Annotated in this window: 13 protein-coding genes and 1 pseudogene; 5 read left to right on the top strand and 9 right to left on the bottom strand. The window is 62.7% G+C overall.

What is annotated here, in order from left to right; translation table 11 throughout:
- Positions 1–29: 29 nt before the first annotated feature.
- Complete coding sequence (locus K5K89_RS16960) at positions 30–1,196, top strand: GGDEF domain-containing protein (RefSeq protein WP_071490580.1); 1,167 nt, start codon at positions 30–32, stop codon at positions 1,194–1,196.
- 15 nt (positions 1,197–1,211) lie between these two features.
- Here the strand turns inward: K5K89_RS16960 and K5K89_RS16955 are convergent, their stop codons facing one another.
- From K5K89_RS16955 to K5K89_RS16935, 5 genes are all read right to left on the bottom strand, one after another.
- The gene (locus K5K89_RS16955) at positions 1,212–3,392 is read right to left on the bottom strand and encodes a GAF domain-containing protein (protein ID WP_222539857.1); all 2,181 of its coding nucleotides are present in this window, start codon (positions 3,390–3,392) and stop codon (positions 1,212–1,214) included.
- 152 nt (positions 3,393–3,544) lie between these two features.
- Positions 3,545–4,396 carry a CAP domain-containing protein gene (locus K5K89_RS16950; RefSeq protein WP_071490578.1) on the bottom strand — a complete coding sequence of 284 codons (852 nt, stop codon included), beginning with the start codon at positions 4,394–4,396 and terminating at the stop codon, positions 3,545–3,547.
- A gap of 81 nt (positions 4,397–4,477) precedes the next feature.
- Positions 4,478–5,803, bottom strand: a complete 1,326-nt coding sequence (locus K5K89_RS16945; protein WP_222539856.1) for an MFS transporter — start codon at positions 5,801–5,803, stop codon at positions 4,478–4,480.
- Positions 5,804–5,861: 58 nt separating this feature from the next.
- Positions 5,862–7,055, bottom strand: coding sequence for an L-2-hydroxyglutarate oxidase (gene lhgO / locus K5K89_RS16940; RefSeq protein ID WP_222539855.1), 1,194 nt, complete (start codon positions 7,053–7,055; stop codon positions 5,862–5,864).
- 111 nt (positions 7,056–7,166) lie between these two features.
- Positions 7,167–7,877, bottom strand: a complete 711-nt coding sequence (locus K5K89_RS16935; protein WP_071490575.1) for a FadR/GntR family transcriptional regulator — start codon at positions 7,875–7,877, stop codon at positions 7,167–7,169.
- Positions 7,878–7,969: 92 nt separating this feature from the next.
- On the opposite strand from K5K89_RS16935, the pseudogene K5K89_RS28810 reads away from it, so the two are divergent.
- Both K5K89_RS28810 and K5K89_RS16930 read left to right on the top strand, forming a co-directional pair.
- Positions 7,970–8,086: pseudogene (locus tag K5K89_RS28810) on the top strand (LysR family transcriptional regulator); the annotation flags it as partial.
- Between the two features lie 22 nt (positions 8,087–8,108).
- Positions 8,109–8,774: a GNAT family N-acetyltransferase gene (locus K5K89_RS16930; protein WP_071490574.1), complete on the top strand. Its 666-nt coding sequence runs from the start codon at positions 8,109–8,111 to the stop codon at positions 8,772–8,774.
- Between the two features lie 99 nt (positions 8,775–8,873).
- Here K5K89_RS16930 and K5K89_RS16925 read toward each other — a convergent pair whose 3' ends face one another.
- The gene (locus K5K89_RS16925) at positions 8,874–9,467 is read right to left on the bottom strand and encodes a TetR/AcrR family transcriptional regulator (RefSeq protein ID WP_222539854.1); all 594 of its coding nucleotides are present in this window, start codon (positions 9,465–9,467) and stop codon (positions 8,874–8,876) included.
- Positions 9,468–9,536: 69 nt separating this feature from the next.
- Here K5K89_RS16925 and K5K89_RS16920 point away from each other — a divergent pair, with 69 nt between their 5' ends.
- Entirely contained in the window at positions 9,537–10,136 is a 600-nt protein-coding gene (locus K5K89_RS16920) for an NAD(P)H-dependent oxidoreductase (protein ID WP_222539853.1), read from the top strand.
- A gap of 1 nt (position 10,137) precedes the next feature.
- On the opposite strand, the gene K5K89_RS16915 is transcribed toward K5K89_RS16920, so the two are convergent.
- Together K5K89_RS16915 and K5K89_RS16910 are read right to left on the bottom strand one after the other, a co-directional pair.
- Positions 10,138–10,527 (bottom strand): hypothetical protein, encoded by a 390-nt coding sequence (locus K5K89_RS16915; protein WP_071490571.1) that lies wholly within the window; start codon positions 10,525–10,527, stop codon positions 10,138–10,140.
- A gap of 32 nt (positions 10,528–10,559) precedes the next feature.
- The gene (locus K5K89_RS16910) at positions 10,560–11,816 is read right to left on the bottom strand and encodes a 3-phosphoshikimate 1-carboxyvinyltransferase (protein ID WP_222539852.1); all 1,257 of its coding nucleotides are present in this window, start codon (positions 11,814–11,816) and stop codon (positions 10,560–10,562) included.
- 332 nt (positions 11,817–12,148) lie between these two features.
- Here K5K89_RS16910 and K5K89_RS16905 point away from each other — a divergent pair, with 332 nt between their 5' ends.
- Entirely contained in the window at positions 12,149–12,778 is a 630-nt protein-coding gene (locus K5K89_RS16905) for a lytic polysaccharide monooxygenase auxiliary activity family 9 protein (RefSeq protein ID WP_222539851.1), read from the top strand.
- 7 nt (positions 12,779–12,785) lie between these two features.
- Here the strand turns inward: K5K89_RS16905 and K5K89_RS16900 are convergent, their stop codons facing one another.
- A complete protein-coding gene (locus K5K89_RS16900) occupies positions 12,786–13,340 on the bottom strand; it encodes a UPF0149 family protein (protein ID WP_092249115.1) in 555 nt (184 codons plus the stop codon).
- Positions 13,341–13,395 lie beyond the last annotated feature (55 nt).

Below are 13,395 nucleotides of genomic sequence, written 5' to 3'. Positions count from 1 at the left end.
GTTGTCCACGCTACTGGCAGGGTGCCACAATGGCGCCTTTGTCGTGGCAGTCGAATCAGGCGAATCTCATGAATGGCCTTGGGCGTGGGCAGGACCAGGATTGCGTTATAGAAGAGCAGGTGCGGACCGATCGTTTGCACCAGTTGTTCCGGCAATCATTTTCCGCCATTTTCGGCAGCTACTTGGGCGCCATAATGCTCTCCTGGCTGTGCTGGGACCGGTTTGATCATCAAGTCATCCTGGTTTGGCTGCTGGCATTGGCGGCCTCGACGTTATTGCGGCTCAAGATGTTCATGGAGTGGTTTCGCTGCCCCAACGCCGAGCGCACCCCGGATCGCTGGGAACGCCGCTACTGGATCACGCTGATGCTGTCGGCCGGCATCTGGGGCTTCGGCGCGCTGGCGGTGATGCCCACCGATGACCGACTGTCCCAGGCCCTGGTGATGCTGTTTACCGTGGGTATGTCGGTGAGTGCAGTGTCTTGCTATTCGGCGTACCGCTATATGACGCTGGGGTCCATGGGCCTGGTTTTGTTCCCGTGCACCCTCTGGCTGCTGTTCCAGCCTTCGCCGATGCAAATCGGCGTGGCCATCGCGGTATTGGTGTTTTCCACCTTTGTGGTGAGTGCCACGCGCAAGCTGTCCGATGCCTTGGAAAAGGCCTTTCGCCTGACCCGGCAAATGGAACGTGCCCACAACATCTCCACCCGCGCCGCCCAGACCGATGAACTCACCGGCCTGATGAATCGCCGCGCCTTCTTCGAGCATGCCCAGGTGTTGTATGAACAATGCCGGCACAATCGTCAGCCGCTGTGTGCGCTGATGATGGACATGGACCACTTCAAGGAAATCAACGACACCTACGGCCACCAGGCCGGTGACCAGGTGTTGCGCCAGATTGGCGGAGTGATCAGCGCTTCGTTCCGCCAGGCCGATGTGTACGGGCGCCTGGGGGGTGAAGAGTTCGCGGTGTTGCTGCCCAACACTTCGCTGGAAACCGCACGGGCTATCGCCGAGCAGTTGATCAAGGCGATCTCCAGCCTGTCTTCCGCGCCGGTGCATGGCTTGACCGCCAGCCTCGGTGTTGCCTCCACCCATGCCCAGGATCAAGACCTGCACGGCCTGATGAATACGGCCGACAAGGCGCTGTACCGGGCGAAAGCCCTGGGTCGTAATCAAGTGGCCGTGGCAGAGTAAGGCTTTGGGTCTCGGCTAGGGCATCGCCTTGGCCAATGCCCGGGCCACCTGGTCTGCGGAGTAGGGCTTGGCCAGGAACTCGAACCCTTCGTAGCCACTGTCGGCCAGTTCTTCGCTGTAGCCGGAGGTGAGCACCACCGGCAAGTTCGGGCGTCGCTGGCGCAGCACCTTGGCCATGGCCACACCGGTCATGCCGGGCATCACCACATCCGAGAACACCCCATCGAACCCCAGGGCATCGTCACCGGCCAGGGCGAGCGCCTGTTCGGCATCGGTGGCCCAGGTGGTGCGGTAGCCCAGGTCCTGGAGGATCTGGTTGGCGAAACGACCGACTTCCAGGTTGTCCTCTACGATGAGGATATGGCGCGGCGTCGCAGTGTGGACCGGTGCAAGATCCTCTGGGCGCGGCGCGAGAGGCATCGCGGGTGGGGCCACTTCCGGCAGATACAAGGTAAACACCGTGCCCTTGCCCACGCGGCTGGACACATCGACGTTGCCGCCGGACTGCTTGGCAAACCCGAACACCTGGGACAACCCCAGGCCAGTGCCTTTGCCCACGGCCTTGGTGGTGAAAAATGGCTCGAAAATGTGCTCGAAGGTGTCTCCCGCAATACCGCTGCCGGTGTCGGTCAGGGAAACGCTCACAAACCCTTCGTGCACCGCTGCGTCGCCGCGGATACGCGGCATTGCATCCACCGTGGCAACACGCAGGACCAGCGTGCCCTGGCCGTCCATGGCGTCCCGGGCATTGAGTGCGATATTGATCAGCGCGGTTTCGAACTGGCTGGAGTCGACGCGCACATGGCAAGGGGCATCAGGCAGTTCTACTTGCACGTGGATGCGTGCGCCGGTGACGCTTTCGAGCATCTCGCCGATGTTCCTGACCCGTTGGCCCGCATCGAAGACTTCCGGGTTCAGCGGTTGGCGGCGCGCGAAGGCGAGCAGTTGACTGGTGAGTTTGCTGGCCCGCTCTACGGTATCGGACACCGCGCCCATGTAGCGTTGGCGCCGTTCTTCGGATAACCCCGGCTGACGCAGGAAGTCCACCGAGGAGCGAATGATGGTCAGCAGGTTGTTGAAGTCGTGGGCCACGCCGCCGGTCAATTGGCCGATGGCTTCGAGTTTCTGTGACTGGCGCAGTGCGGCCTCGGCCTGGGTGAGGGCCGCGGTGCGTTCCTGTACCCGTTGTTCCAGCGAGGCGTTCAGCTCGGTGAAGGCTGCCAGGCCTTCGCGTACGGCGGCGTCGGCGCGTACGCGCTCGATATGGGCCCAGGAGCGCTCGGTGACTTCTCCTACCAGCGCCAGGTCATAGGGCGACCAGACCCGGGCCTTTTTGTCATGCACGGCCATCAAGGCGGTGAGGCGGCCGTGCTTGATCAATGGGAAACACACAGTGGCCAACGCGCCCAGCGCCTGATAGCTGGCGGCGTCTTCGGGGGCGAACTCGATGCGATTGTCTTGCACCACCAAAGGTTCGCCGGCGCGCAGGCGTTGCACTGCCATTGCGCCGAACGAGGCCAGGCTGTAGTGACCCACGATGCTCGGCGAGCCGGGCGCTGCCCAGTTGCCGCGAATGGTAAAGCCGTCTTCGTCGGCATCCATGTCGGCATACGCGCAGTTGGACACCTGCATGTGCTGCGCCAGCAGGCGCGTGGTGGTGGCCATGATGTGTTCGGCATCGGTGGCGGTGGCGACCGCATTGCCGATCGTGTCCAGGGCCGCCAGGCGCTGGGTGAGAAATACGGTGGTGGTGGTTTCGGTGACCGTGTCGAGCATGCCGACGATCTTGCCATCGGGGTCGCGGATCGGGCTGTAGCAGAACGTGAAGTAGGCCTGCTCCGGCCCCGCACCACGCTCAATGACCAGGGGGAAATTCTCGATGTAGGTCGCGTGCCCCTCGAATGCCGCGTCGGCGATCGGGCTGATCTGGTCCCAGACTTCGTGCCAGATTTCGCTGAAAGGGCGGCCCAATGCGGCAGGTTTATCGCCCAGGATCGGAATAAACGCATCGTTGTAGAGCGTGATCAACTGCGGTCCCCAGATGATGGCCTGGGGGAAACTTGAGGCGAAGCACAGTGCGGCCGTGGTCTTGAGCACATCCGGCCACTGTTCCAGCGGACCCAGGGGCGTACTCGCCCAATCATGCTGGCGAACCCGCTCAGCCATGTCGCTGCTACTCTGCAGCCAATTCATCATTGCAAGAACACCTTGTTTGCCGCGATCTGCGTAACGCCTTGAAGGGAGGGCCTGACATGCAACAGACCGGAAACCCCGCTGGCAGTTCAGCGGCATTATCGCGGTGATAGCAACTTGATGCACTCTGCGTGCGTGGCGATCTGCAAGCCGGCTTATTGCGCGCCGAAAACTGCCGTCCAATAAATCCCCGCGTCACTCTTAGGGTCCATCGCATAGGCCGCGCCCAGCTCGCGGAACTGCGGGTTCATCAGGTTGGCGCAATGGCCTGGGCTGGCGAGCCAGCCGTCGACCACCTTGCGTGGCGTGTCCAGGCCGGCGGCGATGTTTTCGCCGATGTTCTTCGCGATATACCCGGCCAGTTCCGCACGGTCGCCGGGGGTACGGCCGTCGTGGTCGAGGTGGTCGAAGAAATTGCCGTTGGCCATGTTTCGCGTGTGGCTGTTGGCGGCGCCGGCCAGGTCGTCATTCCACGACAAGGGCGTGGTGGCGGTAAACGCCTGGGTGCCGCATTGCCGTGGCTGCGATCGCGCGGCGTTGATCAGGTTGAGCAGTTGCTTGCCTTCGGTCTGCCAATCGCCCAGGCCACTGGTCAGCAGCGGGCGGGCGAGCACGATGCGCCAGTCCTGGCCGCTGTTGCTCACGCCGATATCGACGAATTGCGGGTCCAGCACCACGCGGCAGAAGCTCTCGCGCACGGCCTTCATGGCCGCCTGGGCATCCTTGGGTCCGGACAGGCTGATGGCCTGCACGTTGACCATCGGGTACGCGGCGCGTGCCAGCGCTTGCTGCAAGTCGCCCACATTGGTGGCCGGCAGCACCAGCCGGGTGTCGCTGGCCAGCGGTGGCAGTTCCTGGGAACCCTGGTCGCCGCAGCGTTGCACCTGGCTGCGGTATTGGTTGATCTGTTGTACCAACTGACTTTCTTCATTCGCCATCGCGCTGGCGCAGAACACCGTAGTGGCGGCCAGCGTCGTAAGACCCATCATCAATGACAGAACGCGCATGGACGTTACCCTTGAGCTTGAAAGTGCCCATGATGCGCGATCCGGGTGCATCCATGCACCCGTTAGTCCGAACTTTTTCCTTTAGTTTTTGAATGCCGAGTGTTTACGGCCCTGGTCGCACAAGGCAAACACCACCACTAACAGCGCAGAAATGGCCAGGATGATGACAACGCCATCCGTGGAGTGGGTAGCCGAGCCCGCCACCATCGACAGGGCGCCCAACGGTGCCAGGCCGCCCGCGATGGCCGTGCCGATTTCACGCCCGGTGCCAAAGCCCGAGGAGCGCGTCTGGGTCGGGAACTGACGGCTCAGGAACGAGCCTTGGGGGGCGAACATCATCGGCGCAAGAATGCCGGTGCCGACCCCGATGGCAATGTAGATCATCAGGCTTTCGCCGGTGTTGAGCAGGGCCAGGAACGGGTAGGCGAACAGCAGCGAGCACACCCCGCCGAGCATCAGCACGGCCTTACTGCTCCACTTGTCGCACAGCCAGCCGAAGCAGGGCACGGCGACGATGGCAACCAGGCTGGCAATCGTCACCGAAAGCGATGTGACGTGTACGTCCACGCCTTTGAACTGGGTCAGGTACGCCAGGGAAAAGGTCTTGAAGATGTAGCTCAGCGCGTTGTAGCCAATCGCCACGAAGAACACCACGGCCAGGCCTTTCAGGTCGTTCTTGAACAGCGCCTTGAGCGGCGAGGCTTTGGCTTTGTTCTCTGCTTTGCTCAGCTCACTGAATTGCGGGGTCTCCGGGATGCTGCTGCGCACCCACAGGCCGACGCCCACCAGCACGATGCTGCACACAAACGGAATGCGCCACCCGCCGGCCAGCAGGAACTCGTTGCCGTTGATGGTCAGCAGGTACACGGTGAGCGATGACAGCAACAGGCCCAGGTTAAGGCCCAATGCCGGCCAGGCACCCTGGCTGCCACGTTTGCCCTGGGCGGCGTGCTCGTAGGAGGTGACTGCCGCGCCGGACAACTCGGCGCCGGCGCCCAGGCCCTGGATGATGCGGATAAACACCAGCACGATCGGCGCCCAGATGCCGATGGAGGCGTAGCTGGGGATCAGGCCGATCAGCGTGGTGCACACGCCCATCAGGCAGAAGGTCAGCACCAGCACTTGCTTGCGACCGAACTTGTCACCCAGGTAGCCGAACAGGATGCCGCCGAACGGGCGGGCGATAAAGCCGATGGCAAAGGTGGAAAACGCCAGCAGCGTGGCGGTCTTGGGGTCGCCGTTATCGAAGAAGATCTTCGAGAACACAATCGCCGCCATGGTGGCGTACAGGTAAAAGTCGTACCACTCCAGCATCGAGCCGAAGATGGTGGCGGCGGCGACTTTGCGCAGGCGCTTGCGGGTTTGTTCGGGCGATTCGGTGGTGGGAATCGAGGCGGATGCCGTCATGCTGTACTTCCTTCCGGGTCTTTATAGTTATTGTCAAATGGACGTGTCGTGCAGGGTGTTACTCGGGGGTAAACAGGCGGTCAGCGATCATTGCGCCGATGGGCATGGCCGACGTCGCGGCGGGTGAGGGCGCGTTGCACACGTGGAGCATGCGAGGGGTCTGGGCGAACAGGAAATCGTGCACCAGGCTGCCATCGCGCATCACCGCCTGGGCGCGGATACCGGCCTCGCAGGGCAGCAAGTCGTCCAGGGCGAGCGACGGGCAATACTTGCGGCATTGCTCCAGGTAGCCGGACTTGAACAGCGAATTCTTCATCTCGGTGGTGCCGGAGCCGAGGTTCTGCCAGATGGTCTTCCAGAAACCGGGAAAGCTGGCGTACTGCGCCACATCGCGCCAGTTCACCGAGAACTTGCGGTAGTTCTCGCGGCCCAGGCCCAGCACGGCGTTGGGGCCGACGGTGACGCTGCCGTCGATCATGCGGGTCAGGTGCACGCCGAGGAACGGCAGCTCCGGGTCCGGAATCGGGTAGATCAAGTGGTTGACGATGCGGTTCTTCGATTCAGGCAGGCGAAAGTATTCGCCGCGAAACGGGATGATCTGGTGGTCGATCCTGATCCCGGCCAAGGTCGCCAGACGGTCGGACTGCAGCCCGGCGCAGACCACCAGGTGCCGCGCCTGCCAGGTTTCGCCATGGGTGCTGACGCTGACTTTGTCGGTGTCTTCGTGGATCGCGGTGACCGTGCGTTCCAGGCAGATCTCACCGCCGCGGCGGCGGATGACCTGGGCCATGGTTTCGCACACCTGGCGGTAATCGACGATGCCGGTGGCGTCCAGGAACAGTCCGCCCAGGCCGACGATGTTGGGTTCGCGTTGGCGCAATTGGTCGGCGTCCAGGCGCTCGACCTGCATACCGTTGAGCTCGGCGCGGGCATGCAGCGCTTCCATCCGCTGCATCTCCAGGGGGCTGGAGGCCACCAGCAGCTTGCCGCACACCTCGAACCTGATGCCGTGTTCGGTGCAGAACTGCTTGGTCTGTTCGGCGCCGCGCTTGCACAGCTCGGCCTTGAGACTGCCGGGGGCGTAGTAGATGCCGGCGTGAATGACGCCGCTGTTGTGGCCGGTCTGGTGCCTGGCCAGCGCCGACTCTTTTTCCAGGATCACCAGCGAGGCGCCGGGCTGGCGCTGGAGCAGCTCCATCGCGGTGGCGAGGCCGACGATGCCGCCGCCGATAATGCAAAAGTCATGGATCATTGCGTGGGTCTCTGAGCGTGGACATTTCGGTCTGCTTATCAGGTTGTCAGACTAATGGTCTTGTTAAAAAAATGGCGTGTCATGGACACGCTATAGACGGTCGGTATTCGGTCAGCGGGTGGCGGGCAATTCCAATTGCAGGCGCCGTGCGGCCGCGCGCAGGTGGGCTTCGGCACTGGCGGCGGCGCGCTGGGCGTCGCCGTCGGCAATCGCCTGGTACAGCGACTGGTGCTCCTCGGTGGCATCGGCGGAGCCGGTGGCAAAGCGCGATGCCGAGTTTTCCCAGGCGGTTTTGCGTGCGCTGGCCAGTTGGCTCCTGAGGAAATCATGGAATGCCACGAAGTAGTCATTCTTGCTGGCGTCGGCGATGGCGCGGTGGAATTCCACATCGGCCAGGGCGGCGGCTTCGAAGTTGTCGCGGTTGTCCTGCATGGCTTGCAACGCGCTTTTCATGCGTTGCAGGTCGGCGTCGTCGCGGCGCTGGGCGGCAATGGCGGCGGCCTGGGTTTCGATCCACAGGCGCACTTCGAACATTTGCGCCAGGTCGGCACGCCGACCATGCTGCTGGGGAAAGCGGAACACCGTGCCGGCAGGCGTTTGCGAAATGAACGAGCCCAGGCCACGGCGGGCGGTGATCACGCCGTCGGCCTTGAGCTGGGCAATGGCTTCACGCACCACGGAGCGGCTGACGTTGAGTTGTTCGGCCAGTTGCTGTTCGGTGGGCAGGCGCGACTCGGGCGGCAATTGGCCTGCATCGATTTCTGCGCGAATCGCGCTGACAACCCGCACAACCAGCGAATCGGGGCGTTGAAGCTCAAGCATGGGACAACCTTGATGATCAGGTTGTCAGACAATAGTCGTTACGATTTTATCTTGTCAATGTTTGTGTCAGATCGCAGCCGCCGCCCGAGCCGATCGCCAGCGTGCCCGAACGCTACACCACCCATCAACGTGCCGGCCTGGCCCACCGTTGGTTGCGCGGGTGTTTGCGTGAGGTATGCGCCGAACAGGTACAATCCGCGCTGCCTTGACGCTGAACCCCCAGGAATTTGCATGTACAGCCTTACCCGCTACACCACACCGTGCCCCGAGCCGATCAACAGCCAGATCCTGCAATTGGTGGTGGATAACCTCACTGACATCAGCAGCGTAGCGCTGCCGCCGAGCAACCTGCTGTACAACATCTACCAATATGCCACCGGCTTTGAAGTGCACCTGTACCTCGAAGCGCTCAACGGTGCCAAAGGCATTGCGGTCGAGTTGGTGGTGGCGATGGACGGGGACAAGCTGATTGGCTTTTGCCTGTACCTGCCCGTGAAGGATGATCCCGAGGCGTGCGGTGTTGCGTTCATGGCGGTGCAGGTCGGCTATCGGCGCCAGGGTGTGGCCCGCGCAATGATGCGTGACGTGTTGAGCCGTTATCCCCATGCTGAATTGGCCTGTTCGGTGGAGAAGGTGCCCGCCTTTGAGGGCATGGGCTTTCAAGTGCGTGGTGCGCGCGGCACCCAGGTGTTGATGAACACGCGGGACTACGGCACCGATGGCCTGATGGGCGTGCTGGATGTGGCGTCGATCTACCGCTCGCTGGAGGTGCGGCAGATTCATACGTACCTGCTGCAAAAGCATGGCAAGCGCGCCATGGTGGATGCGGAGAAGCAGCGTGACCGGCACCTCGATCAACTGGCGCGCAAGGTGCAGTTGTTTGTCGCCGGGCGTTGAGTGAACCCTTTTTGTGGCAAGCCCGCTCACTACCATGTGGCAATGTGAGCTGTCAGTTGCCGCCGCCGTGTCGGTTGTTGCATCGTCACCAAAAACTTTCTAGACGCGCCCACGATTGACCATCGCCAGGATGGTCGCCAGCAACTCCTGTTGCGCCTCTTCACGGCTGATCTCACCACTGGCCGCTGCCTGGGACAACGCTTCCGCAGCCCCCAGCATTGCCCTTAGACCCGGCTGGGAAATCCGGCCGAAGGGCGACAGCGCATCGCGGCATTTATTGAGAAAGATCGCCTCGTACTGGCGCTTGAGCGTCTCCAGCTCCGGCGAGCTGCTGAGCGCGGCGATCACCCCCGGAATTTCCCGACCCTGCAACAGCACGCAGTCCACATAGGACGCGGCGATCACCCAGGCACGGTCCTCAAGCGTAGCGCTGCTGGCCTCGATGGCGTCGACAAACACCTGGTTCTGGCGCGCATCGAAATCTTCATACAGCGCGGTCAGCAACCCGGCGCGGGTGACGAAATGGTCGTAGACCACCGGCTTGGTGACGCCCGCCAGTTCCGCCAGGCGGCCAAGGGTCAGGGCGTCTGTGCCTTCATCGCGCACCAGTTGCCAGGCCACATCAAGTAGTTGGCGCAGGCGATCTTCACGGGACAGGCGACGGCGTGGGGCAGGGGATGCGGGGCTTGACATGCTTATATACCAAAAGTAACTTACTGATCGTAACTTAAGCCCAGCCTAACCCTGAAGGGGAGTTTTGTCATGCATGCGTTGATTGTTGTTGCCCATCACGACCCGCAATCCCTCACCCACAGCGTCGCCGCGCAGGCGGCCGTCGGTCTCGGCGCATCCGGCCACACGTTCGAGATCGCCGACCTTGCCGCCGAAGGGTTTGACCCACGCTACAACGCCGCCGACCATGCGGTACACCGCAGCCGCGCCACGCCCCCGGCCGACGTGCTGGCCGAACAGGCCCGTCTCGACCGCGCCGACGCCCTGGTGCTGGCGTTCCCGATCTATTGGTGGTCGCTGCCGGGCTTGCTCAAGGGCTGGATCGACCGTGTATTCGTCAACGGCTGGGCCATCGAGTACGGCCCGGATACCCCGATGGTGAAAAAACTGCGGCACCTGCAGGTCCACCTGCTGGCCCTGGGCGCGGCGGATGGCGATGCCTTTGATCGGCACGGCTATGCCAAGGCGATGCGCACACAGATCGACTACGGGATTTTTGATTACTGTGGCGCGCAGGTGGTGACGTCCGAATTGTTGCTGGAGTCGGAAAGCGGCGGGGCGCAGGCGCATCTGGACAAGGCCAGGGCCGTTGGCCGGGGAGTGTTTGAAACCGAGGCGGTTGCCGGTTGATTCAAGCGTCGCGAAACAAGTCGTGGGCATCCAGCAGGCGGTAGGCGATTTCCGGGCGTTTTTCCATGCCTCGGCGGATCGCGGCCGGGATCGATTGGCGGGTCTTGCGACACATCCCTGGCAAATCGTCGATGACGATCTGGATCCCGCGCATGCTCTTGACCTCGGTATGGCCAGGGGCAATATGCACGCGGATGCCCAGTTGCTGGTACATCAGCTGTTGCATGCGCTCCAGGTCCTGCAGGCTCTTGAGGTCTTCAAGCCGGTCGAGCAGTTTCTTCTCTTCCTGGCGCGTGAGCCGGAGGATGCGCTGGTCGGCACCCGGCGTCTGCAACAGTTGTTCGCGGTCGCAGACGCAGGCGCCGGGTGGGCAGGGTTGGCGAATGGTCATGTGCAGAGCCTCCCCATTCCGACGCTGACGCCTTAATAGCTCAGCTGCACCCCGAGACTGCCCAGGGCCTTCCAGTACTCGGGATAGGTCTTGGCCACGCAATCCGGGTCCTGGATGCGAATACCCGAAACCTTCAGCCCGGCCAGGGCAAAGCACATGGCGATGCGGTGGTCGGCGTGGGTGTCGATCAGCGCGTTGCACGAGGTGCCGGCCAATGCGGGGTCGCTGGCTACCAGCAGATCGTCGCCTTCGATGGTCGCCAGGCCCGGGCGGATTGCATTGAGGCCGTCATGCAGTGCCTGCACACGGTCGCACTCCTTGACCCGCAGGTTGGCCAACTCGGTGAAACGCACCGGCGTGTTGTTGAACGCCGCGAGCACCGCCAGGGTCGGGATGGCGTCCTGCATCTGCGAGCCGACCACCGTGGCTTGCATGTGCGGGAACTGCGCGATCACGGCCTGGGCCTTGGCGTCCGGTTGGGTGAAATCCTGCGCGGCCACGCCGATGTCGATGCGCCCCCCGGTCAACACTTCAGCGGCCCACAGGTAAGTGGCGGCGGAGGCGTCGGGTTCGATCAGGTAGTCGTGGGCGATGTAGCCGGTCGGGGCCACGCGCCAGGTGGTGTCATCAACGGCTTCGACCTGGGCACCGAAGGCGCGCATGCAGTCCAGGGTCAGGTCGACATAGCCACGGGCACCGATGTCCTTGCCGGTCAGCGCCACTTCAATCGGCGCTTCGCCGCAGGCCGCGAGCATCAGCAGCGCCGACACGTACTGGCTGGACAGGCCGCCATCGATCTCGAAGCGCTTGGCCTTGATCTTGCCCACGCCATGCACGGTGACCGGCGGGCAACCGGTCGGGCTGTCGACCTGGATGCCGTTCTGGCCGAGGGTCGCCAGCAACGGGCCGATCGGGCGTTTTTGCATGTAGTCGTCGCCGGTCAGCACCACGGTGCCTTCGACCGTGGCCACCGCAGCCGTGAGAAAGCGCATGGCGGTGCCGGCGTTGCCAAGGAACAGCGGTTGCGGCGGCAGGTGCAGTTTGCCGTTGCCGGTGACGACGAAGGTGGTGTCGTCCGGCTCATCGATGGTCACGCCCATTTGGCGCAGGGCCACCGACATATGGCGGGTATCGTCGCTCTTGAGCGCGCCGCTGAGACGGCTGGTGCCCTTGGCCAGGGCCGCCAGCAACAGGGCGCGGTTGGTAATGGATTTGGAGCCGGGGGGCGCGACCTTGCCATTGAGGGGGAAATTGGGCGGTGTAACGGTCACGGTTTTCTGCGAACTCAAGGGACAGGGCTCCTGATCAAGGCAAGGTGGCACGGAGTGGCCGACGGGCGGACTCGAATAATCGGGCATAGGTACAGTACTTGTCGAGCAGGGAACGCCGCCGGCCGGCATTTTCCGCAGGGTTGTCGATTATCGGGACGCGCTGTAGGTGGATTGCCCTTGGCAGGGTAGGCGTGCGCCCCAACAGGGGGCAGGACAAGCGCGTCCGATCAATGAAATTCAGGAGTTGTGTAACTTTTCATACGCGGCGCCTCGATGGACAAGCCAGGGCGATAGGGTAAGTTCAAAGCGCGTCCCATCCCCGGGGCGTTTTCAATCAAGGAGTGACTGAAATGAACAAACCCCAGACTCAACTCAGACATGGCCGCGTCGTGACCCCGGCCAGCCGTGGCTCAGTGGCTGTTGAACGCGGGCTGCTGGGCAACTGGCAAGTCAACGAAATGGAAGGCGGCAAGAACTTCCCGGCGCTGACTGCCGGGCCGTTCCCCGCACCCTATCAAACCGACGACCAGAGTGTGACGCCGCCGGCCGATGGGCATATCTTGAGCGGCGGCAAAACCGACGAGCGCGATTGCATCAACTTCACCGATGAGGAGATGAGCAAAAAGCTCAACACGCCGTTTACCTGGCCACTGCTGAATGTGGAGGCCGGACAAGTCTTCAAGGTGCAGTGGGAATACACCGCCGCCCACGTTACCCGTGGTTACCGCTGGTTCATCACCAGGGATGGCTGGGATCCGAAACAGCGCATCAGTCGCGCTCAATTGGACACCCAGCCGTTCTTCGAGGATTTCTACACCCAGGTGCCGTACTACCAGCATGCCGATGAACTGAAAGCCAAGGTCGAGCATCAGGTGACATTGCCCAAGGGTAAGCAAGGCCGACATGTGGTGGTGCTGATGTGGATCGTGGCCAACACGGGCAACGCGTTCTACCAGGCGTTTGACCTGGACTTCAAATAAAGTCCGGTCAACGCTTGCTCAACCAGTAATCATGTAGCGCCCGCGCAGCCGGTTCGATTTCGCTGACCCGCTGTTGATGGGCGTCTACATCCAGGTCGGCCGGCAATTCGAAGTTGTCCTGTTCGGCGCACCAGGAAATCTTCTCCAACTGCGCGGCCTGCTCGGCGGGCAATTCCGGCCAGTTACCGATGGCGGCGCCACGGATGTAGCCAAAGCACCATTCCTCGGCGAGGGTCACGGTGTGGCCCTGGTGTTCGGTATCGTCGAAGCGCGCCTTGAAACCCGTAGCGTCAGTGGCCAGTTGTCCGGCCAGGGTGTTGATATGGCGTACGCACAGTTCGAGGAAGCTTTGCGCTTCATCCATGTTGTCCCATTCCGGGTTCTGGCCGCCCCAGATCGCCGGGAACCACTCGGCCACGTCCACCTGCACCGGGCTGGACACCAGCGCGGTGAAGTAGCCGTCGAGTTCGGCCAGGTTCAGCACCGAATGGTCATCGCCGTACTTGAGCAGGGTGTCTTCGATGAACTCGAATTCGGCGGCGGTGAGGGGTTGGGCGTGCATGGGCATATCCTTTAAACGTCGAGCGCCGCTGTCGGGGCGGCCTAAAGCGCGAAGG

This window comes from Pseudomonas sp. DR208 (genome assembly GCF_019823005.1).
Taxonomy (GTDB): domain Bacteria; phylum Pseudomonadota; class Gammaproteobacteria; order Pseudomonadales; family Pseudomonadaceae; genus Aquipseudomonas; species Aquipseudomonas extremorientalis.
This window is presented reverse-complemented; position numbering and strand designations above follow the sequence as displayed.